At 40.5% G+C, this 24,875-nt stretch carries 31 protein-coding genes; 9 read left to right on the top strand and 22 right to left on the bottom strand.

Annotated features, from left to right (window positions below; genetic code table 11):
• Position 1 precedes the first annotated feature (1 nt).
• Together parE and C6344_RS04625 are read right to left on the bottom strand one after the other, a co-directional pair.
• Complete coding sequence (parE, locus tag C6344_RS04635; protein WP_060596429.1) at positions 2 to 1,969, bottom strand: DNA topoisomerase IV subunit B; 1,968 nt, start codon at positions 1,967 to 1,969, stop codon at positions 2 to 4.
• 416 nt (positions 1,970 to 2,385) lie between these two features.
• Positions 2,386 to 2,799, bottom strand: coding sequence for a CoA-binding protein (locus tag C6344_RS04625; protein WP_034660785.1), 414 nt, complete (start codon positions 2,797 to 2,799; stop codon positions 2,386 to 2,388).
• Positions 2,800 to 2,953: 154 nt separating this feature from the next.
• Here C6344_RS04625 and plsY point away from each other — a divergent pair, with 154 nt between their 5' ends.
• Both plsY and C6344_RS04615 read left to right on the top strand, forming a co-directional pair.
• Positions 2,954 to 3,535, top strand: coding sequence for a glycerol-3-phosphate 1-O-acyltransferase PlsY (plsY, locus tag C6344_RS04620; RefSeq protein WP_060596428.1), 582 nt, complete (start codon positions 2,954 to 2,956; stop codon positions 3,533 to 3,535).
• A gap of 98 nt (positions 3,536 to 3,633) precedes the next feature.
• Positions 3,634 to 3,921 carry a HesB/YadR/YfhF family protein gene (locus tag C6344_RS04615; RefSeq protein ID WP_003210876.1) on the top strand — a complete coding sequence of 96 codons (288 nt, stop codon included), beginning with the start codon at positions 3,634 to 3,636 and terminating at the stop codon, positions 3,919 to 3,921.
• A 39-nt stretch (positions 3,922 to 3,960) separates the two neighbouring features.
• Here C6344_RS04615 and C6344_RS04610 read toward each other — a convergent pair whose 3' ends face one another.
• The 7 genes from C6344_RS04610 to acnA all read right to left on the bottom strand — a co-directional run bounded on the left by C6344_RS04610 (position 3,961) and on the right by acnA (position 8,755).
• Positions 3,961 to 4,272 carry a hypothetical protein gene (locus C6344_RS04610; protein WP_034660782.1) on the bottom strand — a complete coding sequence of 104 codons (312 nt, stop codon included), beginning with the start codon at positions 4,270 to 4,272 and terminating at the stop codon, positions 3,961 to 3,963.
• Positions 4,273 to 4,275: 3 nt separating this feature from the next.
• The gene (locus tag C6344_RS04605) at positions 4,276 to 4,698 is read right to left on the bottom strand and encodes an acyl-CoA thioesterase (RefSeq protein WP_034660781.1); all 423 of its coding nucleotides are present in this window, start codon (positions 4,696 to 4,698) and stop codon (positions 4,276 to 4,278) included.
• 103 nt (positions 4,699 to 4,801) lie between these two features.
• On the bottom strand, positions 4,802 to 5,044 hold the full coding sequence (gene tlp / locus C6344_RS04600; protein WP_003211760.1) for a small acid-soluble spore protein Tlp: 243 nt from the start codon (positions 5,042 to 5,044) through the stop codon (positions 4,802 to 4,804).
• A 13-nt stretch (positions 5,045 to 5,057) separates the two neighbouring features.
• On the bottom strand, positions 5,058 to 5,201 hold the full coding sequence (locus tag C6344_RS04595) for an acid-soluble spore protein N (protein WP_008357830.1): 144 nt from the start codon (positions 5,199 to 5,201) through the stop codon (positions 5,058 to 5,060).
• A 51-nt stretch (positions 5,202 to 5,252) separates the two neighbouring features.
• Entirely contained in the window at positions 5,253 to 5,378 is a 126-nt protein-coding gene (locus C6344_RS04590; protein ID WP_003211002.1) for an FbpB family small basic protein, read from the bottom strand.
• A 71-nt stretch (positions 5,379 to 5,449) separates the two neighbouring features.
• On the bottom strand, positions 5,450 to 5,953 hold the full coding sequence (locus C6344_RS04585; RefSeq protein WP_106030942.1) for a TlpA family protein disulfide reductase: 504 nt from the start codon (positions 5,951 to 5,953) through the stop codon (positions 5,450 to 5,452).
• 72 nt (positions 5,954 to 6,025) lie between these two features.
• The gene (gene acnA / locus C6344_RS04580) at positions 6,026 to 8,755 is read right to left on the bottom strand and encodes an aconitate hydratase AcnA (protein WP_034660778.1); all 2,730 of its coding nucleotides are present in this window, start codon (positions 8,753 to 8,755) and stop codon (positions 6,026 to 6,028) included.
• 220 nt (positions 8,756 to 8,975) lie between these two features.
• Between acnA and sspO the strand changes: the two genes are divergently transcribed.
• The 4 genes from sspO (at position 8,976) to C6344_RS04560 (ending at position 10,478) form a co-directional block, all read left to right on the top strand.
• Positions 8,976 to 9,122, top strand: a complete 147-nt coding sequence (sspO, locus tag C6344_RS04575; protein WP_003210995.1) for a small acid-soluble spore protein SspO — start codon at positions 8,976 to 8,978, stop codon at positions 9,120 to 9,122.
• Between the two features lie 16 nt (positions 9,123 to 9,138).
• Positions 9,139 to 9,285: a small acid-soluble spore protein P gene (locus tag C6344_RS04570; protein WP_012010105.1), complete on the top strand. Its 147-nt coding sequence runs from the start codon at positions 9,139 to 9,141 to the stop codon at positions 9,283 to 9,285.
• Positions 9,286 to 9,387: 102 nt separating this feature from the next.
• Positions 9,388 to 9,789, top strand: coding sequence for an Hsp20/alpha crystallin family protein (locus C6344_RS04565; RefSeq protein ID WP_034660776.1), 402 nt, complete (start codon positions 9,388 to 9,390; stop codon positions 9,787 to 9,789).
• A gap of 260 nt (positions 9,790 to 10,049) precedes the next feature.
• Positions 10,050 to 10,478: a DUF2621 domain-containing protein gene (locus C6344_RS04560; RefSeq protein WP_034660775.1), complete on the top strand. Its 429-nt coding sequence runs from the start codon at positions 10,050 to 10,052 to the stop codon at positions 10,476 to 10,478.
• A gap of 21 nt (positions 10,479 to 10,499) precedes the next feature.
• On the opposite strand, the gene C6344_RS04555 is transcribed toward C6344_RS04560, so the two are convergent.
• Both C6344_RS04555 and C6344_RS04550 read right to left on the bottom strand, forming a co-directional pair.
• Positions 10,500 to 10,982 carry a CcdC family protein gene (locus tag C6344_RS04555; RefSeq protein WP_034660774.1) on the bottom strand — a complete coding sequence of 161 codons (483 nt, stop codon included), beginning with the start codon at positions 10,980 to 10,982 and terminating at the stop codon, positions 10,500 to 10,502.
• A gap of 94 nt (positions 10,983 to 11,076) precedes the next feature.
• On the bottom strand, positions 11,077 to 11,784 hold the full coding sequence (locus C6344_RS04550) for a cytochrome c biogenesis CcdA family protein (protein ID WP_060596423.1): 708 nt from the start codon (positions 11,782 to 11,784) through the stop codon (positions 11,077 to 11,079).
• Positions 11,785 to 11,992: 208 nt separating this feature from the next.
• Here C6344_RS04550 and C6344_RS04545 point away from each other — a divergent pair, with 208 nt between their 5' ends.
• Entirely contained in the window at positions 11,993 to 12,166 is a 174-nt protein-coding gene (locus tag C6344_RS04545; protein WP_369810454.1) for an aspartyl-phosphate phosphatase Spo0E family protein, read from the top strand.
• A 261-nt stretch (positions 12,167 to 12,427) separates the two neighbouring features.
• On the opposite strand, the gene C6344_RS04540 is transcribed toward C6344_RS04545, so the two are convergent.
• From C6344_RS04540 to yneA, 6 genes are all read right to left on the bottom strand, one after another.
• Complete coding sequence (locus C6344_RS04540; protein ID WP_003212379.1) at positions 12,428 to 12,646, bottom strand: YneF family protein; 219 nt, start codon at positions 12,644 to 12,646, stop codon at positions 12,428 to 12,430.
• Between the two features lie 84 nt (positions 12,647 to 12,730).
• Positions 12,731 to 13,177 (bottom strand): sporulation inhibitor of replication protein SirA, encoded by a 447-nt coding sequence (gene sirA / locus C6344_RS04535; protein ID WP_012010100.1) that lies wholly within the window; start codon positions 13,175 to 13,177, stop codon positions 12,731 to 12,733.
• A 197-nt stretch (positions 13,178 to 13,374) separates the two neighbouring features.
• On the bottom strand, positions 13,375 to 15,378 hold the full coding sequence (gene tkt, locus C6344_RS04530) for a transketolase (protein ID WP_060596422.1): 2,004 nt from the start codon (positions 15,376 to 15,378) through the stop codon (positions 13,375 to 13,377).
• A 187-nt stretch (positions 15,379 to 15,565) separates the two neighbouring features.
• Positions 15,566 to 15,796 carry a DUF896 domain-containing protein gene (locus C6344_RS04525; RefSeq protein WP_034660771.1) on the bottom strand — a complete coding sequence of 77 codons (231 nt, stop codon included), beginning with the start codon at positions 15,794 to 15,796 and terminating at the stop codon, positions 15,566 to 15,568.
• A gap of 69 nt (positions 15,797 to 15,865) precedes the next feature.
• The gene (locus C6344_RS04520) at positions 15,866 to 16,513 is read right to left on the bottom strand and encodes a YneB family resolvase-like protein (protein WP_003211322.1); all 648 of its coding nucleotides are present in this window, start codon (positions 16,511 to 16,513) and stop codon (positions 15,866 to 15,868) included.
• A 17-nt stretch (positions 16,514 to 16,530) separates the two neighbouring features.
• Positions 16,531 to 16,842: a cell division suppressor protein YneA gene (yneA, locus tag C6344_RS04515; RefSeq protein ID WP_003211955.1), complete on the bottom strand. Its 312-nt coding sequence runs from the start codon at positions 16,840 to 16,842 to the stop codon at positions 16,531 to 16,533.
• A gap of 159 nt (positions 16,843 to 17,001) precedes the next feature.
• Here yneA and lexA point away from each other — a divergent pair, with 159 nt between their 5' ends.
• Entirely contained in the window at positions 17,002 to 17,622 is a 621-nt protein-coding gene (gene lexA, locus C6344_RS04510) for a transcriptional repressor LexA (protein ID WP_003212311.1), read from the top strand.
• Positions 17,623 to 17,669: 47 nt separating this feature from the next.
• On the opposite strand, the gene C6344_RS04505 is transcribed toward lexA, so the two are convergent.
• Positions 17,670 to 18,107: a hypothetical protein gene (locus C6344_RS04505; protein ID WP_106072782.1), complete on the bottom strand. Its 438-nt coding sequence runs from the start codon at positions 18,105 to 18,107 to the stop codon at positions 17,670 to 17,672.
• Between the two features lie 294 nt (positions 18,108 to 18,401).
• On the opposite strand from C6344_RS04505, the gene C6344_RS04500 reads away from it, so the two are divergent.
• A complete protein-coding gene (locus C6344_RS04500) occupies positions 18,402 to 18,944 on the top strand; it encodes an IseA DL-endopeptidase inhibitor family protein (protein ID WP_034660768.1) in 543 nt (180 codons plus the stop codon).
• 33 nt (positions 18,945 to 18,977) lie between these two features.
• On the opposite strand, the gene C6344_RS04495 is transcribed toward C6344_RS04500, so the two are convergent.
• The 4 genes from C6344_RS04495 to C6344_RS04480 all read right to left on the bottom strand — a co-directional run bounded on the left by C6344_RS04495 (position 18,978) and on the right by C6344_RS04480 (position 24,863).
• Positions 18,978 to 19,826: an STAS domain-containing protein gene (locus C6344_RS04495; protein ID WP_060596420.1), complete on the bottom strand. Its 849-nt coding sequence runs from the start codon at positions 19,824 to 19,826 to the stop codon at positions 18,978 to 18,980.
• Between the two features lie 147 nt (positions 19,827 to 19,973).
• The gene (locus tag C6344_RS04490; RefSeq protein WP_045210079.1) at positions 19,974 to 20,354 is read right to left on the bottom strand and encodes a NucA/NucB deoxyribonuclease domain-containing protein; all 381 of its coding nucleotides are present in this window, start codon (positions 20,352 to 20,354) and stop codon (positions 19,974 to 19,976) included.
• Positions 20,355 to 20,620: 266 nt separating this feature from the next.
• Complete coding sequence (locus tag C6344_RS04485) at positions 20,621 to 21,529, bottom strand: trypsin-like serine peptidase (RefSeq protein ID WP_106072781.1); 909 nt, start codon at positions 21,527 to 21,529, stop codon at positions 20,621 to 20,623.
• A 190-nt stretch (positions 21,530 to 21,719) separates the two neighbouring features.
• Complete coding sequence (locus C6344_RS04480) at positions 21,720 to 24,863, bottom strand: bifunctional cytochrome P450/NADPH--P450 reductase (RefSeq protein ID WP_106072780.1); 3,144 nt, start codon at positions 24,861 to 24,863, stop codon at positions 21,720 to 21,722.
• Between the last annotated feature and the right edge of the window lie 12 nt (positions 24,864 to 24,875).

The following is a 24,875-nucleotide window of genomic DNA, read 5'->3' as shown; positions in this document are numbered from 1 at the left end:
TTTAAACCTCCTCAGCTAGCGACAAGTTTTCATTTTCAAGAATGTTGCTTTCCTCATCAAGTCCAAAGGCGACATTCTTTTCAATCCATTTACGTCGTGGTTCTACTTTGTCACCCATCAATGTCGTGACGCGGCGTTCCACACGTGCAGCATCGTCGATTTTGACCCTGACAAGTGTTCTCGATTCTGGATTCATTGTCGTTTCCCATAGCTGGTCGGCGTTCATTTCACCTAAACCTTTATAGCGCTGAATCGTGTACCCTTTTCCAACTTTCTTCAGTACGTCATCCATTTCTTCATCAGACCATGCGTACTCAATGATTTCTTTTTTCCCTGAGCCCTTGCTGACTTTATATAAAGGGGGTAGTGCAATAAACACTTTGCCATGCTCAATCAGCGGCTTCATATAGCGGTAGAAGAACGTCAGTAGAAGCACTTGAATATGCGCTCCATCTGTATCAGCATCTGTCATGATCACGATTTTGTCATAATTGATGTCTTCTACATTAAAATCGACACCGACGCCTCCACCGATCGCATGAATAATGGTGTTGATTTCTTCATTTTTGAAAATATCAGCAAGCTTCGCTTTTTCTGTGTTGATGACCTTTCCACGAAGCGGCAGCACCGCTTGGAATTTACGGTCACGCCCTTGCTTTGCTGATCCGCCCGCTGAGTCGCCCTCTACTAGGTACAATTCGTTTCTTGCTGGGTTTCTAGATTGAGCAGGTGTTAATTTTCCGCTCAGTGTTGCTTCGGACTTTTTCCGTTTCTTGCCGCTCCTTGCTTCTTCACGTGCTCTTCTAGCAGCTTCTCTTGCCTGCTGCGCTTTAATCGCTTTTTTCACAAGAAGAGTGGCTGTTTCCCGGTTTTCTTCAAGGAAATAAGCCAGCTTTTCAGAAATAACAGCATCAACAGCCGAGCGAGCCTCACTTGTCCCAAGCTTTCCTTTTGTCTGGCCTTCAAATTGAAGCAGTTCTTCAGGAATTCTGACAGAAATAATGGCTGACAGTCCTTCGCGAATATCAGTGCCTTCTAAATTTTTGTCTTTTTCTTTTAAAAGGGCTACTTTGCGTGCATATTCATTAAAGGCTCTCGTCATCGCCGTTTTGGCACCAGACTCATGCGTACCGCCATCTTTCGTTCTGACGTTATTGACGAAAGAAAGAATATTCTCCGAGTAGCCGTCATTGAATTGAAAAGCAAAATCTACTTCGATGGATTGATGCTCTCCTTCAAATGAGACCACTTCACTCAGAACATCTTTTTCTTCATTTAAATAAGCAACGAAGGCTTCAATGCCTGTCTCATAATAAAAGGTTTCTTGTACATCATGTCGTTCATCAATCAGCTCTATTTTTAATCCTTTTAATAAAAAGGCAGATTCTCTTAAACGTTCTGATAAAGTATCGAAGTTATAGGTCGTGACACTGAACATAGTTGGATCAGGTTTAAAATGAATCAGTGTTCCTGTTTTTTTCGTTTTTCCGACTTTTTCAAGTGATGTGGCAGGCTTTCCGCCGTTTTCAAAGCGCTGATGATAAATAAAGCCGTCGCGTTCAATTGTGACAGTGAGCCATTCTGACAGCGCGTTTACTACAGATGCCCCAACTCCGTGAAGCCCACCACTTGTTTTATATCCGCCTTGACCAAATTTTCCGCCTGCGTGAAGGACCGTTAAAATGATCTCAGGTGTCGGTTTTCCAAGCTTATGCATACCAGTAGGCATCCCGCGTCCTTTATCTTGAACGGAAATGCTGTTATCTTTATGTATTTTGACAATGATATGATCTCCATGGCCAGCGAGCACTTCATCGACAGAGTTGTCTACAATCTCATAGACAAGGTGATGAAGACCGCGTGAATCCGTAGACCCAATATACATCCCTGGACGTTTACGGACCGCTTCAAGTCCCTCTAGCACCTGAATAGAATCATCGTTATAATCTACTTGCTGCTTTTTAACCAAATGCTTAATCCCCTTTCACTAACAAACATAACCGGCAAACCATCAAATGATCTCTCTAGATTTTAATGATGATCATGCTGCTCATTACTGTCCACTTTAATAAGCTGCATCATCACCATGCATGTGTGAATCAACAAAACATGCTCTTTTGCACGGCTATGAGAAATGTTCTACATTCTGCAATCAGAACTAGAAGTCCATTATAAACAAGACTGTTTGATAAGCCAAATGCAATCATATGATGGTTTTCACAAAACAGAACAAACGTTCTACCTTTATCTTATCGCTCTTTTTCTTGATATGCAAGGTCACCGCTATGTCCCTGTCGCCTTATTTTATCGCTTTCTTCTAGAATCGCAAATATATTTCTGCAACAAAAAAGCAAAAATCCTTGAAAACCAAGGATTTTTGACGATTTAATGAGTTTTTGTCATTGCATGAGCCACCTTGATACATAAATCCATGATGGCGACCTTGCCATTTTCCTCAATCAGCCTTTTCGCTTCCTCGTGATAGATGCCTTGCTGCGCCCAAAAAACAGGTGCGTCCATTTCAAGAAATTCTTCTGCCACCTCGGGCAAAAACTCTGAACGTCTAAAGACATTGACGATATCAACAGGATCTTTGATGTCCTTTAAAGAAGCGACTGCTTTCACACCAAGTGCTTCATCAATCGTTGGGTTCACCGGAATGATCTCATATCCGGCATCTTGCATCGCTTTAGACACCATATAAGACGTTCGGTGCGGCTGATCTGATAATCCAACAACAGCAATTCGTTTACTGCTCTTTAATATACGGCCAATTTCTTGTTTCGTAGGATGATTCATCCAAACACCCCTTTTCCTCTATTTTAGCGAACTTCTGCTTAAAAACAAAGCTGAATCCATCTGCTTTTGATTTTTTCAAAAAAAGATCCCCATGTTTTTCATAAGATCATGTTAAAATGTAAGACAAGAGGGAGAATATAAAGGAGTTATGCAGATGTTAATTGCTTTGATGTTTATTTTGGCTTATCTTCTCGGCAGTATTCCATCCGGTCTCATTGTCGGGAAAGCTGCAAAGGGTATCGATATCCGTGAACATGGCAGCGGAAACCTAGGTGCAACGAATGCATTTCGTACACTTGGCGTAAAAGCAGGGTCTATCGTGATTTCAGCTGATATTTTAAAGGGAACCCTTGCTTCTGCTTTACCGTTTTTCATGCAACTGGACATTCATCCCTTATTAGCAGGAGTTGCTGCTGTTATCGGTCACAGCTTTCCTGTCTTTGCAAAATTTAAAGGGGGAAAAGCAGTCGCTACATCTGGCGGCGTGTTATTATTTTATGCCCCATTCTTATTTATCACGATGATCGCTGCTTTTTTCTTATTTTTATACATTAGTAAATATGTTTCACTATCATCTATGCTGACCGGTATCTATACATTCATTTACAGCATTTTCACCAAAGACGTATTCTTAATCATTGTTGTTGCCGTTCTAGCTGGTTTTGTGATCTACAGACACATCGCCAACCTCAAACGAATCCTCAACAAAACTGAACCGAAAATCAAATGGCTCTAGCCGTTTCATAAGTTTCATTATGTGGTAAAAGGAAAGAAAAGCTGTTTTTGCATCCTGCATTTAAAAAAACAGCATGACTTCAAAAAGGGGCGATCACATTGAAATTAACGATAAAAGAAGATGCACTCAATTGGTACAAGGATGAACTAGATTTAGAAAAAGGTGATCAAGTTCGCTTTTTTGTGAGATATGGCGGGTGCAGTAATGTACAAAAAGGCTTTTCTCTCGGCGTCGCAAAAGATGAACCTCAAAATGCCGGCGCAACCGCTGAAATAGAAGGTATTACTTTCTTTGTTGAAGAAAGTGATATTTGGTATTTTGACAACCATGATCTGCATATTGATTATAACGAGTCCGTGAAAGAACCAGAGTTTCATTATGAATAAACAAAAAAGATACCTCATCCCTCGGGTATCTTTTTTGTTTTATCCTTCAATATATAGCCCATACTCATGAATGTTTCCTAAAGACCGCTCCTTTTGCAGGATTCTTTTTTGTGGTTCACCAATCAAGTCAAAGTGTGGAAACCCTGCGCGGTCATGAATCCATTCTTTTTTGAGTCCATGTTTTTCTCCCCACTCAATTAACTGCTTCATATCCTGACAGGCTGCTTTAGTGACGGTATTGGCATGCGGGAAACGGTCATCAAGCCAATAATGGGTTAAAAAGGCCAGTTCTCCTTGCTGGACAGCTGATTTCCACGCATTTAGATCGCTTCTTTTAATACCAAACGCCATGAATTAAACCTGCTTCTTCGACTGTTCGTATACTTTGTGCCAGGCAGGAAAAGCTTTTCTAAATTGAATAGGTCTAAAGGTTTCTTTGTCTACACAAATATGTGAGGTTGTCCCTGTAATCGCTGTTTGCCCATCAGGCTTTTGAATTTCGTAGCCATACACCGTTTTGAGTCCATTGTATTCTTCAATCCACGTATGAACTGTCGCTGTTTCACCGTACAGCAATGGTTTTTTATATTGCACCTGTAAATCTATAACGGGTGCAAGAGCGCCGTCTGCTTCTAGCTGCGCATAGGAAAATCCTAATTCTTTAATCAGTGCTGTTCTGCCGACTTCCATCCAGATTAAATAATTGGCATGATACACGATGCCCATTTGGTCTGTTTCTGCATAACGGACTTCTATTTCTTTTTTAGATACATACACGTTTTCATCGCTCTCCTATCAAAACCTAAGGTCTCTGCCATTTTACCACAATCGAAATGGTTCTTCTAAAAGGAGGCAATAAAATAAACCAGGAATCCCTGGTTTATTCGGTATAGCCATTTTTTCTTGCTGCTTCTTCGTCCTTGATCTCAGAGCGCATGGCATCAATACTCATTTTTCTATTTTCATTTTTTTGCTTGATCATCTGTTTTTCTTGATCTGTCGAAAGGGCCATCGCTGCTTCAGATTCATCGATATTGTCAAGGGTGTTTTCGATCATATCTTGCAGCTTTTCAACATTATCAGAACGATCATCTGGATTGGATTGATATGACTTTCCATTCATCATGATTCCCTCCTTATTCGCCCTTCGTCTGTATGACATCAGGCTGTTCATTTGATTTATTATGCATCTTTTTTCCTTTATTACGTTTGTACGCTACAGGTTTTGTCCCTAAATGGTCTGGTGTAAACTGCGCTTGTTTATCATGCTCTCTGCCCATCATTCATCCCTCCCTCTTCTTTAGGATGAACGAAAAAGGATAATTCATAACTTATTTCTGTCTAAAACGCTCTTCCAACTTTTCTTCAAGCTGGTTTAAAAATTCCTCATTGCTTAATAATTCTTTTTTATTTTCAAGTACAAGCTCTTCAAATGTACGTCGTTTTCTTCTTCTCATTGTACTCACCTCCAGTGTTTGTATTTCATTTTCGCCAAAACATTTAGAAAATAAGCAAAAAAGCTGAATCATTATAGACCCAGCTCTTGCTCAATTTCTTTTTTTGTCAGCATTTGATGCTTTACAGACACGATTCGTCCTTTTTCATCTAATATGTATGTCGTGGGGTATGAAAGCACCTGATATCGTGCTTGAATGCCTTTTTGATCCAATAAAATAGGAAAGCTCAGCTTTAATTCATCTGCAAATGCTGCAACATGATCTACACTTTTTTCAGTGGTCGTCAAATTCACCGCAAGTACTTCGACCTGATCATATTCGCTTCTAATTGCGTCTAGATCCGGCATTTCTGTCCTGCATGGCTTACACCATGTCGCCCAAAAATTGACGAGCACCTTTTTCCCTTGATAATCAGATAACGAGGCCGTTTGACCATCTAGGGTTTTAAGTTCAAAATCAGGGGCTTGATCCCCTTTTTCAAGACCGATTGCGGGCTCTTTTGGTTCAAGTAAATTCCACACAAGTAAACCAATCAACACAAGTAAAACAGCGCTTGCCATTCCTTTTTTCCACATGATTGATCCTCCACTATTTTAAAAAAGAAGAGAAAGCTGTCTAGGCGCCTTCTCTTCTTTGCTGTATGAGTATTAGTTGCTTGCCAATTTTTCACGAAGTACCATTTGAAGGATACCGCCATGACGATAGTAGTCAATTTCGACTTCACTATCAAAACGAACAACCACTTCAAATATTTTCTCATTGCCATCTGTATCAATTGCTTTCACAGTGACAAGATCACGTGGACGAACTGTTTCATCAACATGAACTTCAAATGTTTCTGTTCCTGTTAGACCATGAGTTTCTGCACTTTCTCCGTCTTTAAACTGTAAAGGAAGTACGCCCATGAAGACAAGGTTACTTCTATGGATACGCTCAAAGCTTTCAGCTAGAACAAATTTAATTCCAAGAAGGTTTGTTCCTTTTGCAGCCCAGTCACGTGAAGAACCCATTCCGTAGTCTTTACCTGCTAAGATCGCAAGACCTGTTCCATCTTCTTTATAACGCATGCATGCATCATAAATGGATGTCACTTCACCAGTTGGCCAATAAGTTGTATATCCGCCTTCTGTTCCTGGTGCGATTTGGTTCTTAATACGGATGTTTGCAAAAGTACCTCTCATCATGACATGGTGGTTACCACGGCGAGATCCGTATGAGTTAAAGTCTCTAGGCGATACGCCTCTTTCTTGCAAGTATTTACCCGCAGGTGTGTCTTTACCAATCGCTCCAGCAGGAGAAATATGGTCAGTTGTCACAGAGTCACCGAACTTGGCAACGACGCGCAAGCCTTTAAGCGGTTCAACCTTACCAGGTTCAACTGATAGGTTTTCAAAGAATGGCGGGTTATCAATGTATGTGGAATTTTCATCCCATTTGTACAATGCATCATCCGTCGTTTTAATTTCATTCCAGCGGTCATTGTTGTCAAAAACAGTTTCATACTCTGAACGGAATAACTCAGGTGTGACAGTGCTTTTGACGACGCTGTTGATTTCGTCCATTGATGGCCAAATATCATCGAAATAAACGTTCTCACCATTTTTATCCACACCGATAGGGTCTTTTGTTAAATCAATATTCACCGTACCAGCAAGTGCATACGCCACAACTAATGGTGGAGATGCAAGGTAGTTTCCTTTCACAAGCGGGTGGATACGCCCTTCAAAGTTACGGTTACCTGATAAAACAGAAGTGATCAGCAGATCATTTTCAGAGACAGCATCCTCGATTTCTTGCGCAAGCGGTCCTGAGTTTCCGATACATGTTGTACAGCCATACCCAACGATGTTAAATCCGAGGTCTCTTAAGTATGGAAGAAGTCCTGAGTTCACGAGGTATCCTGTCACAACCTTAGAACCTGGTGCTAGTGACGTTTTCACGTAGTTTGGCACCTTCATACCAAGCTCACTTGCTTTCTTCGCAACAAGACCTGCTCCGATTAAGACGTATGGATTCGATGTATTCGTACAGCTCGTAATCGCTGCAATCGCAATCGCACCTGTCTTCATCACAGCTTTTTCACCATTTGCTAGATCAAATTCAATTTGTTTATCCAGCTCTGATTTTTCTAAGCCAAACCCTTGGTTACCAGCTGGGCTTTCAATGTGCTGATGGAACGTCTCTTTCATTTCAGAAAGTGGAATCAAATCTTGTGGACGCTTTGGACCAGATAAGTTTGATTCAATTTGAGAAAGGTCAATTTCCACAACATCCGTAAAAATTGGCTCTTCTGCATCTGGCGTATAGAATAAGCCATTTGCGCGAGAATATTCTTCAACGATATTAATTTGCTCTTCATCACGTCCAGTAAGGCGAAGGTAAGCAAGAGCTTCCTCATCTACTGGGAAGAATCCGCAAGTAGCACCGTATTCAGGCGCCATATTCGCAATCGTTGCACGATCCGCTAACGGCAGTTGTGCAACTCCAGGTCCGAAGAATTCAACGAATTTGTTCACTACGCCTTTTTCACGCAGAACTTGTGTCACTTTTAATGCAAGGTCAGTTGCAGTCGTTCCGTTTGGAAGCTCTCCAACTAATTTAGCACCAATGACTTCTGGTACTGGGAAGTATGAAGGCTGACCGAGCATACCAGCTTCCGCTTCAATACCGCCAACGCCCCATCCAAGTACGCCGATACCGTTGATCATGGTTGTATGTGAGTCGGTACCAACCAATGTATCTGGGTAAGTGATGATCTCGCCATCTTCTTCAATCGCATGAACAACACTTGCAAGGTACTCTAAGTTTACTTGGTGAACAATCCCTGTTGCAGGCGGAACAGCTTGATAGTTATTAAACGCTTTCTTTGCCCAGCTAAGGAAGTTATAACGCTCTGCGTTACGTTCGAATTCTAAATCCATGTTAATGTTTAAAGCATCTTCAGTTCCAGCTTTATCAACTTGTACTGAGTGGTCAATGACAAGGTCAACTGGAATTTCAGGGTTGATTTTATCCGGGTCCCCGCCTACATCTGCCATTGCTTTTCTTAAAGAAGCAAGGTCAACGACGGCTGGTACACCCGTGAAGTCTTGTAAAATAACACGAGAAGGTTTAAATGGAACATCAATTTCTTTGACCTCGGCAGTTCCCCATTTTGCCAAGTTTTCAACGTGTTCCTTCTTGATCACTCTACCGTCTACTTGGCGAAGCACTGATTCTAAAAGTACCTTAATGGAATAAGGCAGCTTAGAAACATTTCCGATTCCTTGTTTCTCTAGTGCTTCTAACGAATAATAGTGATACGTTTTCCCATTTGTCGAAAACGTTTTTCTAGATTGAAAAGCGTCTTGTTTAGCGACTTGCTGCTGTTTCGACATGTCCAAAATCCCCCTTTTGATGATCAAGATCAATTTCAATTCTCAGAAAAATCGTCGTATTTCACCACAATTTTCTCACAATTTCATCTTAAAACAAATTCATACATAAGTAAATAACAATGCTTTTATTAAATTCAATAAGTTTATCTTATCATTAGGAAATGATTACTCTTCATAATCCAAGCAGAGCGGGTTCATACTACAATTGAGGTGATAGAACATGACAAAACGTAAAGCAAATCATGTGATTGACGGCATGAACGCAGCCAAAAGCCAAGGAAATGGTGCAGGCTATATTGAAAATGATCAACTCGTTTTAACAGAAGAACAAAGACAAAATAATAAAAAACGTAAAAAAAACCAATAAGAAAGGAGCAAACATTATGACGAATAAAAACACAGGAAAAGACATCCGTCAAAACTCGCCTAAGGAACATCAAAGCGGACAGCCGGAGCCATTATCAGGCAGTAAAAAAGTAAAAAACCGCAACCATACAAGACAAAAGCACAATTCTCATCATGATATGTAAACACCCTCCTCTCATCCCGTGGCAAAGCGGGATGTTTTAGGTCTTTCACACATTTCAGTTCTCAACATATCATTTATTATGAGATGTGATGGAGGAGTGTTTATGGAGAATGAAAAACAATCGAATTCCTCTGATTTTCTAGAAATAGATGATTGGCTCAATGTCTTAATGGATGATCCATTTGCCTGGTATGATGAACACCTCCCAATTGATCTTTATGAAACAAGCCGCGATTATATTATTGAGATTGATGTCTCCACCCTGTCGATCACTGATGTAAAGCTGACCTTCGCTGGACATGAGCTGACTCTCGCTTACACGGTACAAAAGCCAAATGATGAAGGCGAACAGCCAATTGAAAAAAGTGTCATGCTCCCTTTTTATCTGAACGACAAAGATATTGAAACAGAATACGAAAACCGAATTATTTCGATAAGAATTAAAAAAAGTTCTGACCATCCAAGCGGGGCATTTTCCTTTCAAATCCCGCACTTCAAACATTAAGAGCCCACCTTCATTTGGTGGGCTCTCTTCCGTTCGTGTCAAGTCAATACCTTTTGCGAACCACCATGGCCAAATAGTAGAGTCGCTATATGATAATGTATTCTTTTTCTACTAGATGGTTTGGGTCTTTCTAGTAAATGGGCAGTTATGAATGAAAAAAGGCGTTCATAGAGATGAGAGACATACATTTTTGTTATTTTCTTCTATCATCTCTTCATGTAAAATAAGATAGAGAGACGAGGGGTATAAGGAGTGAGAACATGTTAAGCGGCTGGTTTTTGTGGTTCATTTTATTTTGGGGTACGGTGATGATCGGATTACTCGCAATCGGTGGCTTTTTTATGTTTCGCAAATTTTTAAAACGATTGCCGAAGGAAGATGGGAAATCAGAGCTTGATTGGCAGGATGAATATATTCAAAAGAGCCTCCACCTATGGCGGGAAGAAGACAAAAAGCTTTTAAATGAACTCGTATTACCTGTTCCAGAGCTGTTTAGAGATGTAGCCAAAGAAAAAATTGCGGGAAAGATTGGCGAGCTGGCTTTAAAAGAACAAGCTGCCAGCATTAATTTAGATTTAATCATTCGCGGCTATATTATCGCTACCCCAAAGCGGGATCATAAGTTTTTACTGAAGCGCCTTCAAGAAAAAGACATCGATCACACGCCATATGAATCGTTATTAAAATAACCTCCTTTATCAAAAGGAGGTTTAATTCATTTGAACCTGCTGCGGATCTAATTGCTTAGACAGCTTTCTAAACGACAAATACATAGCAACGCGCCAAGGTACGATCATGCCAAAGGCAAGAATCCAAAACATCCCGCTTAGAGAACCATAATCAATAGAAGAACTCAGGATGGTCTTCATCCCGATACGAAGAACAAGAAGTCCAATGAGAATAAACACAAATGCTTTTGATCGCTTTAAATAAATGTCATTCCCTCTAATTTCAAACTTCGATGTTTTGATTAAAAATATGGAGAAAAACATCCCCACTGTGATCGCCTCTAGAAATTCAGCCCCAGTTACTCGAAACATAGGAACAAAAAACATTAGTGCCCCAGTGCTCATGAAAATAGGAGGTAATATAATTTTTTTTGCGGTTGCAGGTTTTGCAGATGACTTAATGCGAATAAACATGACGGCTACCGCCATACATATCGCAATTATAGAAGAGATCAAGACCATCATATCAAATCATTCCTTTATACTTTAAGGTCAGCCTATGTATAATATACTCCAATTGACGAAAAAAAACCATTCGCCGCGACTGTAGAAAACGATTTCAAAAGCCTGTAAATCCGCCGAACAATGAGGAGAACATGATGATAATCCATGTCAGAAGATCAAAGAACAGCAATATCCCTACCACAATCATAATGATCCCGCCAATTCTCATGATAAGCTGCTGGCGCTTTCTGATCCACGTCATTTTCGTGATGAAAAAGGATAGAACAAAAAACGGAACGGCAAATCCGAATACATACGCAATCATATATGTGACAGCCGACTCCGGATTGTTACCAGCAAGTGTGATAACAGCAGATAAAATAGGTCCTGTACAAGGTGTCCATCCAGCGGCAAAGCCCATTCCGATGAGAATCGACCCAAAAAAACCAGCAGGACGATTTTTGAACTGCATTCTCTTTTCCCCCATAAGGAAAGAAGGCTGGAATACACCAAGAATCATAAAACCAAAGAAAATAATGAGAATGGCTCCAACCTGGCGAATTGCTTGATGGTAATCATAAAAAAACTTCCCAACAAATGATGTTCCAAAGCCAATCGCAATAAATATAATAGAGAACCCAACTAAAAAGAATAAGGTATGAAGCAGACTTCTTCTTCTCAGCATCACCTTCTCAGATTTCACTTCATCTATACTAACGCCCGTAATATACGATAAAAAGGCTGGATAAAGCGGCAGACAGCATGGTGAGATAAAAGAAAGAAACCCTGCTCCAAAAGCTAAAAAGTAATTCAAATCTGTCAAAAGAACACCCCCTTCTTACAATATACAATAAGAGATGACAAAATCATTTCATTTTTTTTACATCCTCTCAATAAAGATGGTCTATTCTCTTAAAACCTTATATAATTTAATTTGACATCAAGATAACGAATCCTTTAAATTTGAAAATAAACCTTAAAATGGATATAATAAAATCGATTCTTTTTATCAAGATTTGCATGAAAGGAACATGACTTTGGTAAAAACATCATTATTAACTCAAATCGAAGAAAAAAGAGAAGAGCTGATGAAAGTTGTCTTGCATAATGGGATGACATCAACAGTGACCATCGAACATAGCCAGCAGCTAGATCATCTTCTCTTACAATATCAACGACACTTACACTCAAACTCAGCCAACTAATCATATCTCATGATATCTATCATGCTGCACGATTTTTAGAACAGTTGATATGTGTGACCATAAACGAAACAAAAACCTCTGATGACAGGGGTTTTTGTTTTTTAAGGAGGCTGACGCCAAAATAAAAACCACCTTCCCTGCTTTATTCATGCAAGTACAGTGGTTTTAAAGCGTCTGATGAAGGTGAATTCAATAAAGAAAGGACAACGCTTGTCCATTCTTTATAACCATGTTCCATCTATGATCATAATATCGTACGTATTATTTCGCTTGGTTGTTCATGGCTTTCATCATTTGATTGATTTTCTTCTGGGACGGTTTCATGCCCATTTGCATCATCATCATTCGAAGCATTTGTTCATTAATTGGTGGATTCTTTTTCAAGTAGCTCATCATATACTTACGAGCAATAAAGAATCCGAGTGCAACTCCTGCAAGCAGTGCAACAACGCCTACAAGGATGACAACCCATAAATCCATAATTCTTCCTCCTTCATGTTGTCTCGTATAAAGTGTACTAAACAAAAGGCTATTATACAACATTTCACGTTCAATTTTATTTTTTTAAACAAAATTCCTCACTTTTACCGGATTGAGCCACCCGTGCTTCTTTGAACCGAAGTCCATCGCAAGAAAGCAAGGACTAATTTTTCTCAGCACTTCAAAAAACACCGCTTCTGCCTCGTAACTGCCGGTGGCAGACATTTGGATATAACGGTCTTTTATAATAAATGCAGCCGTTCCTTTTCCATCAGGTAAGGAAGCGCTGTATATCGAGCCAATTTGTGTATAGTGAATGTTCGTTAAGTTGTTCATTAATCGCTGGTGCATATGAAAAGCAGGGATTCGTTTCGTCACGTAATCCACTTGTTTCACAAGCATCACCAATTCATCTTCCGTGCGGTTCGTCCAGTGTAACGACTCAAACAAATGAAACAAAATCGATTCTCTGCCAAAATAATGATGTGCAAATTCATCCTCAATCCAATAAATATAATAATGGCGTTCCATGTCTATCCCTTCCTTTCACATTTCGTCAATCTCGTTTATTGCTTGTATTATACAAAAATGTGAAAGAAAGAATTGTCTATATATGAAGCAAGAAGAAACTAGTTTTGTCAAAAAAACAAGAAAAAAGAAAAAAGTTTGCAGAGCGGATGAAAATGCTCTGCAAACAGATGAAAAAAAGCATGATGCTTGGAGACTGGTTATTTGTTCAGCTTCGCTTTCACACGGCTGACCACATTGCTGACCGTAAATCCGTATTTCTCAATAATGGTTTCACCTGGTGCAGAAGCGCCAAATTTATCAATGGCAATCACGTCACCATCAAGACCAGTGTAACGCTCCCAGCCAAGTGAAGCTCCCATTTCAATCGCAATACGAGCCCGCACTGCTGTAGGAAGGACTGATTCTTTGTATTCATCTGACTGCTGATCGAAACGATCCCATGCAGGAAGACTGACAACAGACGCGCGGATCCCTTCTTTTTCAAGTGCTTTTTGCGCTTCAATCGCTAAACCGACTTCAGATCCAGAAGCGAGTAGAAGTGCTTCGGGCTGTGCATCAGCAGCTTCAACGACGACGTATCCACCTTTTTCTACTCCCTCATACGCCTTCTCTGGTGCTTGGTCAATCGTTGGAAGGTTTTGACGAGTCAGAACTAGTGCTGTCGGTTTATCCGTTGAAGATACAGCAAGTTTCCACGCTGCAGCTGTTTCGTTTCCATCCGCTGGGCGAATAACAGAAAGATTAGGCATCGCACGTAATGAAGCAAGCTGTTCAACCGGCTCATGTGTCGGACCATCTTCACCAACAGCGATACTGTCATGAGTAAAAACATATGTGACTGGAAGTCCCATTAAGGCAGCAAGACGAATAGCTGGTCTTAAGTAATCTGAGAAAACAAAGAACGTTCCGCCGAATACACGAAGGCCGCCGTGAAGTGCCATACCGTTTAACGCGGCACCCATTGCAAATTCTCTGACACCGAACCAAATATTCTTGCCGGCATAATTATCTTTACCAAAATCGTCTGTGTTTTTAATCGTTGTTTTGTTTGAACCTGCAAGGTCAGCAGACCCACCAATAAAGAAAGGTACTTGCTTCGCAATGCCATTTAATACTTCGCCTGAAGAAGCGCGGGAGGCAAGACTTGAACCTGCTTCATAAACAGGAACCTCTTGATCCCAATTCTCAGGAAGCTTTCCTTCAATCGCAAGCTTCAGTTGAGCTGCAAGCTCAGGGTATTCTTTTTCATATTGTTCAAATAGTTCATTCCAAGCTGCTTCTTTTTTCTGACCAGCGTCTTTTACAGCTTCTTTGAAATGATCGTACACTTCAGAAGGTACATGGAAATCTTCTTCAAACGTCCAAGAGTAAGCTTCCTTCGTCAGCTTGGCTTCATCGCTGCCAAGCGGTGCACCATGCACACCAGACGTTCCTGCACGGTTAGGCGATCCGAAACCAATCGTTGTTTTCACTTCAATCAATGTAGGTCTGTCTGTACTTTGTTTCGCCTTTTCGATAGCAGCCGTCACTTCTTCAATGTTGTTGCCGTCTTTCACATAGAGAACTTCCCAGTTCATCGCTTCAAAACGATTCTTCACATTTTCAGAGAATGAACGATCTAGGTCGCCATCTAAGGAAATATCATTTGAATCATAAAGAACAATTAAACGGCCTAAGCCTAAATGACCAGCAAGTGAAGCAGCTTCAGAGGAAATTCCCTCCATTAAGTCCCCATCTCCGCAAATGCTGTATGTATAGTGATCTACAACATCAAAGTTGTCTTTGTTATACGTTTCCGCAAGATGTCTTTCTGCAAGTGCCATACCAACTGCCATGGCAATCCCCTGCCCTAAAGGACCTGTTGTGGCATCTACGCCCTCTGTGTGTCCAAATTCAGGATGTCCAGGTGTTTTGCTACCCCATTGGCGGAATTGTTTTAGATCATCGATGCTCAGGTTGTATCCGCTTAAATGAAGCATGCTATATAGAAGCATAGAACCATGCCCCGCAGATAAAACAAAACGGTCTCTGTTAAACCAATTAGGGTTTTGCGGACTTACGTTTAAGTGATTCGTCCATAAAGCGTATGCCATTGGTGCAGCACCCATTGGCATTCCAGGGTGACCGGAATTCGCTTTTTCAATTGCGTCTATGGAGAGAGTACGTATTGTTGCAATAGATTTCAATTCAATCGTTTCCATATAAATCCCCTTCCGTATCTTGTGTACACCATTATCATAAATCTACTGTCCTTTTTTCACAACTATTTCACGCTGAAAAAGAGTGATTTTGTCACATTTAGTTTATCGATCACCTAAAAAGTTATGCAAATATGAAAAAAGATGAGAATATACTTCCCATCTTTTCAAAATTTAAGAAATCACAGACTTAGTGAAGGTTTTGATCTCTTTCTCTTTTTAATTTTTCTGGTGTGACATCGTTTCCTTCAGGATCAACGATTTTCACGGTTTTAAGTGTATTTTTCATAGAAGAACGAAAAGCTTTTAAATACTCTTCTCTCAATAGCTTTTGTTCTGTTTTTTCAGCGTCTGATAAACCGGTCTCTTTCGACTTTTTTGAAAGCTCATTGATTCTTGCAAGCTGCTTTTTAGAAATCATGACAAACTCCTTTAAAACATTTTCTCTACATACTACTAAATATCAATCATTTTGACAACAAATCAAGCTTTAGGTGGTCAGACCTTTTTCATATTCTTGATACCTTCTATGGACCGTTGCTTTTGAAATGTCAAAACCTAGTGCCTGAAGAGTTGCTGCAATTTCTGCGAATGTCATGTTGTTTTTTCTTAATCGAACAATTTCTGAAATCGGCACTTCAATACGCTCACGGCCAGGCGCATGATCCTGCTGTTTTAAATTCAGTTCGGGCTGATACCCGCGCTCAACAGCTCTTCTCATTCCCCGCTTGATTTTCAGGTTATGAATTTTTCGTTGATACTCTTCAACTACTCCTACGATCTCAATAACCATTTCATCTGCTTCTGAAAGCTCAAGCTCGCCTCTATGAAACGTACTGTACACCTTTACGTTCTCTTTAAAAAGACAATGAAGAAGCGCAATTTTTGCTTGTCCTCTTCCGAGACGCGTTTCATCCTGGATAAGAACGGCATCAATTGACTCTTCTTTTAGAGTAGCTAGCATATCAAACACACCATCACGATCTAGATCATATCCGCTTGCTTTTTCTTTGATGACTTTCACCACATTCATCTTGTGCATAGCAGCTAAAGCCAGCAGTTCTTCTTCTTGTCTCTTCAGCGAGGTTTCCTGCTCTTCTTTGACAGTGCTTACTCTCGCATAGATGATTGCATTCATGACTTCAATCGACCTTTCTATTGTACTGTTGCAAGTTGATATACGACTGGATGCTCTTTTTTGACTGGTATGACAAGAATGTCACCAGGCTGGATTTCCGTTGAAGCAAGATCATTGTGCTGAGTGACCCAGTCAATAAACGCATTTTTGTCGATTGATTTGCTGTCGTTTACTTGATCAGCTAACCCCCAAAGAGTATCACCTGATTGAACCTCTATTTTAACATACTGATTTGGATCATTATGGCTTGTGACTGCAATAAGTGAGAGAAATATGCCAACGATGAATGAGAATACCCCAATAAAAATAATAGATTCTTTTAACCTCATAATGTCATCTCTCCTAACAGAATATGTGTTCGCTCTTTCTGTCACTCATTATAAATACGAACAAACGTTTCTGTCAAACGTTTTTTTCGAACCTATGTTTGTACTGTTAGGAAAAACATGCTATAATTTCTTTAAAATTGACGTTTTGAGGTGCAAAAGATGACGAAGCTATCAAAAAGACAACTCGATATCCTGACATTCATCAAAGAAGAAGTAAAAAGTAAGGGCTATCCCCCATCCGTTCGTGAAATTGGAGAAGCTGTCGGTCTAGCATCCAGTTCAACGGTTCATGGACATTTAGCTAGACTAGAAACAAAGGGCTTAATTAGAAGAGACCCGACAAAACCTAGAGCGATCGAAGTACTAGATGAAGAGGAAATGAATATTCCTAAGAGTGCTGTAATGAACGTACCAGTCATCGGAAAAGTAACAGCAGGCCTGCCTATTACGGCTGTTGAGAATGTAGAAGAATACTTCCCTCTTCCAGAGACTTTTGCAGCACCAGATGAACAAGTATTTATGCTTGAAATTATGGGAGAAAGTATGATTGATGCAGGAATTTTGGACAAGGACTATGTCATTGTGCGTCAGCAAAGCACCGCTAACAATGGAGATATTGTCGTCGCCATGACAGAGGAAGATGAAGCGACAGTGAAACGTTTCTATAAAGAAGATACACACTTTAGATTACAGCCAGAGAACCCATCTATGGAACCGATTATTTTACAGAATGTAAGTATACTAGGTAAAGTGATTGGCGTATTTAGAAATATTCACTAAAAAAAGCCGGTATTTCATCAGCTGCTGATGAGAACCGGCTTTTTCTTTTATGAACAAGAATATGCTAGAATACGCGAGCTTGGGAAGGAACCAAATGTAAAGTTTGGCCAAATAAAGCCAGTTGTTCTCCCGAAAGGCTGTGAGGATAGGACATACATTAAAAACACTTGACCGTTTCTCATGAACACAATCGTCCATCTTCTATTACATCCCGCTGCAAATTGAACAGATTGCTGGCCTCCACCTGTTTGCCCTGAAATAAGTGACTGCATGCTTTGAGGCTGTGATAATGCTTGCTGATACTGCGAAATGATATGCTGCGGCGGAGCTGGCGGAGCTGATCCGCTTGATCCGGGTCCAGTGCCTCCTCCTCCGATTGGAAACCCTGGAAATCCTCCAACTTGAGGAATAGGGAGTGATGGCCATCCTTGCATCTGCCTGTCATATGAGTAACCATTCCACATACCTTCATACGGATGATACATATTCAACACCACTTTCTTAGACATTCATCACGATAGTATATGTCATAAATGAAAAAGCGTGTTGAACGTCCAAACAAAAATTTTTCCAAAAAACGTTTTGTTCTTCTTTAGAACGGTTAAATAGTAGATATAAAGAAAAAATAAAAAAATGAAAACTTTTTGTCTCCCTCAAACGTTATATATATAGAAAGAAAAGAAATAAAAAACATTTAGATTTAATACTTGTAATACCATTGTAATTGTTGTAACATTTGTAACATAAGAAGTTTTCATTGAGAAAAGGAGGCAATCGCCTTGAAAAAATTATTCGTTTTATTAACTGCTATTATGCTTATGATCTCATTACAATCTACAACATTGGCCGCTTCTAAAAAACCAGCCGCTTTGACAAATAAAGAAGCGTTACATATTGCCCTTGACGCACGAGAACACTTTTGGAGTGCGATGTCAGGCTACAAAATTAATGAACATTCCGATTACAAATTAAAATCATTTAGCTATAAAGACATGACATACAACTATCTTTCTAAAACATTTGATACAAAGAAAAAACTAAACAGCTACCTATCTCAAGTTTTCACAAAAGATGCCATCAATCAAGGTTTAAAAGACTACCAGTTCATTGTTCATAAAGGAAAAATGGCTGTTCCAGTCGGTGACGGAGACAACATGCTTAATTGGGATAAAGCCACACCTAAACTTGTCTCTAAAAAACAAACGGTCCGCACATATGAATTCACCGTCCCAACACTTGATGGACGCAAAGTAAAACGAACTGTTACGTACGAAAAAGTACAAAAAGATTGGAAAGTCACAAAAATTGACGCTGTCATCTAAATAAGAAACCAGGCCATTCAATCGGCCTGGTTTTTATATTGGAGAAAATTCAGTCATGCGATCCAGCGCGTGAGCAAGTGATGATGCCGTGCGAAATTCATTAAAAGGAAGCCCAAGCTGCACGGCTGTTTGGGCAATTTCTGGTCTGATTCCTGAAATGGTCGTCTCTACTCCAATTAACCGAAGTGATGTGACAAGATCAAAGATTTGATGAGCCACCATTGTATCAATAATGACAACGCCCGATAAATCAATACATAAATGCTGTACGCCTTTTTGCGAGCACTGTTTCAGCGTATTTTCTAAAATCATCTTTGCTCTCGCTGTATCAATGTCACCTACTAACGGCAATAACGCAATATGATTTTTTAAGACAATGACAGGTGAGCTCAGCTCGTAAATCATGTCTCTTTGTGCCACGAGTTTCTTCGTTGTATTTTTCACATATTGCTGGATGAACACATGAATTGAAATATTAAACGCCTCTGAAATTAAATCATACCAATAAAAGATGCGGTCAATATCAATTTCATCTTGACGCTGCTTAATAAATTCTTTTAAGTAATGAAGGACCACTCTTTGATTGGACATGTATTCTCTCACAACATAATCTAATGGTGTGTTTAAATGCTTCGGGTCACTGGCTAAGTCTTCAGACCACTTTTTAAACTCAGTATGTAAATACGTCTTGTCTTCAATAAGAGCACGTATAAAATGCTGGTAATAATCTTGATTTTGCCGTTTCAGCTCTGCTATAATGCTGGAATCTGTTGAACGATATATTGATTCTGGATCATTATCCTCAATTGATTCATACCAAGTTTCAGTCAGTTTCTCTGCATGTTGCATGAAAAAATCGTATAATGCACGGTTCTTATCCATAAGCATATGTCCCTTCACATTTTCTTCTTGTCAGTCTTTGTACCTTATAGATCCATTGTACCACTGAATCTTTTGTCCCTGCTAGCTCCAATACGCTCTGATCATCAACAAAAAAGGCACCTACTCACAGGTGCCTCTCTTCCAGTTTTATTTCACAATAAATAAAATTCTTTTCCCATCAGGATAACCGCTGATCTGGTGTCCAACCCATGAGCCTGCTCCCCTATTATCAGATGGGCTGACATATTGAACACTCGCACCTTTTCCTCCCTCAAGACAAACCGCCATCGGCCACTCATCCCGGTCAAAGCCAGGTTTAGTCGGAATTCCTTTTAATGATTCTTGCCTGCGGGCATCTGCTCCATTTCGGTCTATCGTACACACATCTGAATGCCCTTTTCGAATGGCTTCTTGAATATGGCTGCCTGTTTCAGGGTACCGTTCCTTTGGAAATTGAATGACATGATCATATCGATCCGCACCTTTTGCCGCATGTTTCTCCCCAAATCCACCTAACAACGTGCCCATCCATATCACAAAGCATAGGGCGGCACCAGTGATCCAGCCTCTTCTCATTTTCAAAAGTGTGAGACCTCCTCATTTTTCTCAAGCAGAATCTTGACTTAAAGGAAATGTGTCATTTTAATGTATGAGCGGTTCACGAATGTATGTGAAAAAAATGATGAGGCTGAGAAATCAATGAATCTCTCAGGTTAGACAGATAGAAACCAGTGATTCTATCCATATAAAAAAGCTTGTCCCCTATGAAGGAAACAAGCTTTGTGCTCTAGCTTTTATTGCGCTTTTGCATAGTTGATAAATTCAACAAAGGCAGCTGTCGCTTTTGGACCGCCATTAATCGTTCCGTTTGAATACCCTGCATTATGAACCCCAACGATTTGCTGATTTTGATCTAGCATCGCTGAGCCTGAATTTCCGCTAAATGTATCAATCGTATAGTATGCGAGATTTGTATCTTCTCTTGTCACAGGACCTGACATCTCCCACTGCGACACCTTGCCAGTAGATCTCATTTTATCACCTGGATATCCAGAAATTTTAATCGTTGTCCCAGTTAAGTTTGTCACCTGACGAATAGAGCGGTAACCGACCGTATTGCCAATGTTCGTATCTGTTTTGATCACGGCAAAATCATATTGGCTCGCGCCTGTATTGATATATCCGCTTGGTACATAGAACTCCGTCATGTTTGCTGAGCCATTCACCGCAGTACTATCGTTCATGCCTGGATACACCGATCCTTTTGCACTATAACTTCTCGATGCTGTATTGTACACGCAGTGCCCGTTTGTCAAAATTTTGTTAGGGGCAATGAGTGTCCCCGTGCAGCTTGAGCCGCCAAATGTAATATAAGCAATTGAATTATATGGTGCCACTCTTGTGTTTGTTACTTTTGTTCTACCATCGTCTCCAATGACGACTTTTGTTTGAAAGTCTTTTAAATATTTTGATAGTGGTTTTACTTTTTCGCCAACAGTAGAAGAAAGATCATCCACTTTGTCAAAGGATGAGGGGGATTTCGTATCATTGTGGAAATCACTTGAAGAGATCACCTTTCCATCAGAAGTCACCATGTCATAATCAGACGTTAGTACTGAATCCGATGTGGCATGGGCAAAACTAGGCACACTTAAAGCACCAAAAACGAGTAGAGAAGGGAGTAACATTTTCACCTTTTTCATCATATTCCTCCTTTATGTCCTATATCAAAAATCATACGATTGTTTCATATTGGAGTAAATGAGAGAATATTCTTATTTTTTACAAAATATTTCATTTTTAAATTAGGTGTTTTGTATCTTCCCAACCTTCTTTCTATTGATCTCTCTCTGAAATAGAAAAAACCGCCTAATTGGCGGTCTTCCTAATTTTTCAGCTCCACACATCTTTTACATATCTATTGTCATTTGCAAGGGTTGTCAGCCAATTTTCAGCTGTTTCCTTCGAGCAATGTTTCTCGTTTTGATAGAGGTCGATAAGCGTAGCCTCTACGTCTGGTGCCATAACTTTTCCGTCCCCGCACACGTAAAGATACCCACCTTGGTCAAGTAACTTGATCAGCATGTCGCCGTCTTCTTTCAACAAATGCTGGACATATACTTTTTGCTCTTTGTGACGAGAATAAGCCCGGTGGATGTGAACAACTCCTTTTTGCGCTGCAAGCTGCATTTCCTCAAAATACAGATCATCTTCAAGAGGGTGACGGCAGCCAAAATACAGGTGAGCTTCGCCTAGTGGTTTTCCTTCCTTCTGCCACACTTCTCTTGCCTGAACAAACCCTCTAAATGGAGCGATTCCTGTACCCGGTCCGATCATGATCATCGGTACTTCAGATGAAGGTGGCAGCTGGAATCCTGCCTGCGCTTCGTGGAGGAAGCAGGCGACTTCTTCTCCTGCCTGCAGACCGCATAAATAGTTTGATGCGACTCCGGCATATTCTCCGCGGCCGCTCCACGCTTTACCTTTCACAACCGCCACTGTGATACTGACTCTTTTTTCTTCGACCTTTGGTGAGCTAGAAATTGAGTAATAGCGCGGCTTCAAACCTGGTAAAAGTGCTAAAAAGTGCACAAACGGCAGCTCACACGCTTCATATTGATCTAATAAGTCCAGCATGGTTACTCGTTTCTTTAAAACGGCTTCTTGATATGCTTCACCAGCCATTTGCTCAAGCTCCACGCGGTGAGGCGGACAAACTGTATATGCTGCGAGCTCTCTTAGCTGCGTACGTGTTGCAGGCTCTTGAAGCTCAACATGTGACGCAAGTAATTCTCTCATTTGAATCGGCTGATCTAAAGGTAAATGACTTGCTTCTTTCTCAGAAGAAAGCTTGATGTGCTGATTAGGCTCAAGATTGAAGCGATTGATCACCCGCTGCACGAGTGCATCACTATTTTTCGGAACAATTCCGATATGATCCCCTTCTTTGTATTGTTTCCCTTCAGGCAATTGCAGTTCAATATGTCTTGTTTGCCGCTCACTTTTTTCAGATTGTAATTCCTCATTTTTCAGTACAACAGCTGAAAAAGCACCATACGTTTTCGCCACAGGACGTTCTACTAGCTCATTTGTATAAACAACTGATAATTTTGGATTTTCCTTACCTTTCTCTTGGAAGGTGAGCTTAAATTCTTTTGCAAGCTGCTTGAAGACCGTTTTCTGGAATGTTTCTTTATCCTCATCCATATCTCCGCCTGCATCGCCTTCTCCTAAATCAGCTACACGCTTTGCACTTTTTCTTTCAAGTGCTTCATCAATGAGACGCGGAATACGCTGGTACGTACTCGCCCAATTTCGATCTCCGCATCCAAAAACAGCAAATGTCACGTTTGATAAATCCTGCTCTTCATCCTGCGTGACCCAATCCACAAATTTTTTCGCATGGTCAGGCGGATGTCCATTGTATGAAGCGGTCACGATTAAGACTGCACCTTTATCTGGTAATTGGCGTGTATAGTCATCAAGCGGAGCAGTGGTCACGTCAAACCCTTTTGCTTTCCCGTCTTCAGCAAATTCGTTTGCGATTTGCTGCGCTGTGCCAAGATTTGATCCATATAGAACAAGCAGTGGTGTACCGTGACTGGCCACTTTTGACTCATCAGATTTTGTGCTTTTTTTCGCCTCTTCTTTCGGTGGTGCCATAAAGAGTTTCTGCTTCCGTGGCCGCACTTTGATTTTAAAATCGTTTGGCTTAATCGTCAGAGATTCTTTTAAATCAAGTTCATATGATGTGTGATCAATCAATTCCAGATTGTGCAGAACCATCGCTAGCACCATTGTGGCTTCATGAAGGGCGAATTGCATGCCGATACATGCACGCTGCCCATTCCCAAAAGGCTTGTAGGCATGCTGCGGGATCTTTTCAGGGTGTAGAAACCGCTCTGGTTTAAATTCTTCCGCATCCTCTCCCCATACCGCTTGATCACGATGTAACTTAGGGAGAAGCACGGAGACACTTTGATTCTTTTCAATCGAATATTTCCCTCCGATGACGGTGTCCTCTTTCGCATAAAGAGAGAACGTAGGCGCTGTTGGCCAGAGGCGAAGTGATTCATTTAAAACCATACGAGTGTAATTTAGTTTTTGTACCTGCTTAAATGTTGGCAGTCCGCCTTGCAGCACATCATCTGCTTCTTGGACGGCTTTCTTTAATTTTTCTGGATTCTTTAATAAGAAATAAATCGCAAAGGATAGCAGCCCGCTTGTTGTTTCGTGCCCAGCTATTAAGAAGGTAATGATTTGATAGCGGATATTTTCATCTGACAGGCGCTCTCCTGTTTCAGGGTCCTTTGCATGCAGCATGAGGGACAGTAAATCATCGCCCGTTTTATCTTGTTTTTTTCGTTCTTGAATAATGTCATCTACTAATTGCTTCATAAAATCGACATTTTGGTCAAATTTTTTTCTTCTTTTGATCATTAGCTTATCTGCAACCTGCAACCGGCTCGCCTGATCCATCGCTTCGTTTAAACCATTCAGCATACTTTCGATGAATGGATGCTGATTTTCTTTATAAAAGCTGTTAAATCGAAAATCAAAACCGCAAAGTCCGATCGTATCTAAAGTAAGCTTTGTCATGTCCTCTGCTACTTCAATTTCTTCATCACGGCCTGTTCTTTGCCATTTTTGTACAAGCTGTGTGGCAATATCGAGCATCATCTCATGATAGCCCTTCATGGCCTGCTGGCTAAACGCAGGCATCAAGATGTGGTGAGCCTTTCTCCAGTTCGGTTCTTCTGTCCAGCTCGTAAATAACCCATCTCCTGCAAATGCTCTTACTTTATTGAGACTGCTCCCAATGTATTTATCAAAACGGCTCTCATCACATATTTCTTGGACAAGTTCATGGCTGGAAACAAAAATACTTGTTGCTTTTGAAAATTCAAACTGAAAGATCGGTCCTAATTCATCTGCAAGACGCCAAAAGGTTTGAGAAAGCTCCCCCTTTTTGATATGGGGAATATTTTTAAAAGGTCCGTAAGTTTTTGGTTTTGGAATGATTGATGTTTGTTGCATGTGCCCACTCCC

It is taken from the genome of Bacillus sp. GBSW19, from assembly GCF_002998655.1.
Taxonomy (GTDB): domain Bacteria; phylum Bacillota; class Bacilli; order Bacillales; family Bacillaceae; genus Bacillus.
Note: the sequence above shows the minus strand (reverse complement) of the source record. Positions and strands in the feature narration are given on the sequence as shown.

Bases quoted from the DNA above. Each gene is read 5' to 3' on its own strand.
- C6344_RS04625 (WP_034660785.1), bottom strand. From the start codon at position 2,799: ATGAATCATCCTACGAAACAAGAAATTGGCCGTATATTAAAGAGCAGT.
- plsY (WP_060596428.1), top strand. From the start codon at position 2,954: ATGTTAATTGCTTTGATGTTTATTTTGGCTTATCTTCTCGGCAGTATT.
- C6344_RS04610 (WP_034660782.1), bottom strand. From the start codon at position 4,272: ATGGCGTTTGGTATTAAAAGAAGCGATCTAAATGCGTGGAAATCAGCT.
- tlp (WP_003211760.1), bottom strand. From the start codon at position 5,044: ATGAATGGAAAGTCATATCAATCCAATCCAGATGATCGTTCTGATAAT.
- C6344_RS04595 (WP_008357830.1), bottom strand. From the start codon at position 5,201: ATGGGCAGAGAGCATGATAAACAAGCGCAGTTTACACCAGACCATTTA.
- C6344_RS04590 (WP_003211002.1), bottom strand. From the start codon at position 5,378: ATGAGAAGAAGAAAACGACGTACATTTGAAGAGCTTGTACTTGAAAAT.
- C6344_RS04585 (WP_106030942.1), bottom strand. From the start codon at position 5,953: ATGTGGAAAAAAGGAATGGCAAGCGCTGTTTTACTTGTGTTGATTGGT.
- acnA (WP_034660778.1), bottom strand. From the start codon at position 8,755: ATGTCGAAACAGCAGCAAGTCGCTAAACAAGACGCTTTTCAATCTAGA.
- sspO (WP_003210995.1), top strand. From the start codon at position 8,976: ATGACAAAACGTAAAGCAAATCATGTGATTGACGGCATGAACGCAGCC.
- C6344_RS04570 (WP_012010105.1), top strand. From the start codon at position 9,139: ATGACGAATAAAAACACAGGAAAAGACATCCGTCAAAACTCGCCTAAG.
- C6344_RS04565 (WP_034660776.1), top strand. From the start codon at position 9,388: ATGGAGAATGAAAAACAATCGAATTCCTCTGATTTTCTAGAAATAGAT.
- C6344_RS04560 (WP_034660775.1), top strand. From the start codon at position 10,050: ATGTTAAGCGGCTGGTTTTTGTGGTTCATTTTATTTTGGGGTACGGTG.
- C6344_RS04555 (WP_034660774.1), bottom strand. From the start codon at position 10,982: ATGATGGTCTTGATCTCTTCTATAATTGCGATATGTATGGCGGTAGCC.
- C6344_RS04545 (WP_369810454.1), top strand. From the start codon at position 11,993: ATGACTTTGGTAAAAACATCATTATTAACTCAAATCGAAGAAAAAAGA.
- C6344_RS04540 (WP_003212379.1), bottom strand. From the start codon at position 12,646: ATGGATTTATGGGTTGTCATCCTTGTAGGCGTTGTTGCACTGCTTGCA.
- sirA (WP_012010100.1), bottom strand. From the start codon at position 13,177: ATGGAACGCCATTATTATATTTATTGGATTGAGGATGAATTTGCACAT.
- tkt (WP_060596422.1), bottom strand. From the start codon at position 15,378: ATGGAAACGATTGAATTGAAATCTATTGCAACAATACGTACTCTCTCC.
- C6344_RS04525 (WP_034660771.1), bottom strand. From the start codon at position 15,796: ATGATTTCTAAAAAGCAGCTTGCAAGAATCAATGAGCTTTCAAAAAAG.
- C6344_RS04520 (WP_003211322.1), bottom strand. From the start codon at position 16,513: ATGAATGCAATCATCTATGCGAGAGTAAGCACTGTCAAAGAAGAGCAG.
- yneA (WP_003211955.1), bottom strand. From the start codon at position 16,842: ATGAGGTTAAAAGAATCTATTATTTTTATTGGGGTATTCTCATTCATC.
- lexA (WP_003212311.1), top strand. From the start codon at position 17,002: ATGACGAAGCTATCAAAAAGACAACTCGATATCCTGACATTCATCAAA.
- C6344_RS04505 (WP_106072782.1), bottom strand. From the start codon at position 18,107: ATGTATCATCCGTATGAAGGTATGTGGAATGGTTACTCATATGACAGG.
- C6344_RS04495 (WP_060596420.1), bottom strand. From the start codon at position 19,826: ATGGATAAGAACCGTGCATTATACGATTTTTTCATGCAACATGCAGAG.
- C6344_RS04490 (WP_045210079.1), bottom strand. From the start codon at position 20,354: ATGGGCACGTTGTTAGGTGGATTTGGGGAGAAACATGCGGCAAAAGGT.
- C6344_RS04485 (WP_106072781.1), bottom strand. From the start codon at position 21,529: ATGAAAAAGGTGAAAATGTTACTCCCTTCTCTACTCGTTTTTGGTGCT.
- C6344_RS04480 (WP_106072780.1), bottom strand. From the start codon at position 24,863: ATGCAACAAACATCAATCATTCCAAAACCAAAAACTTACGGACCTTTT.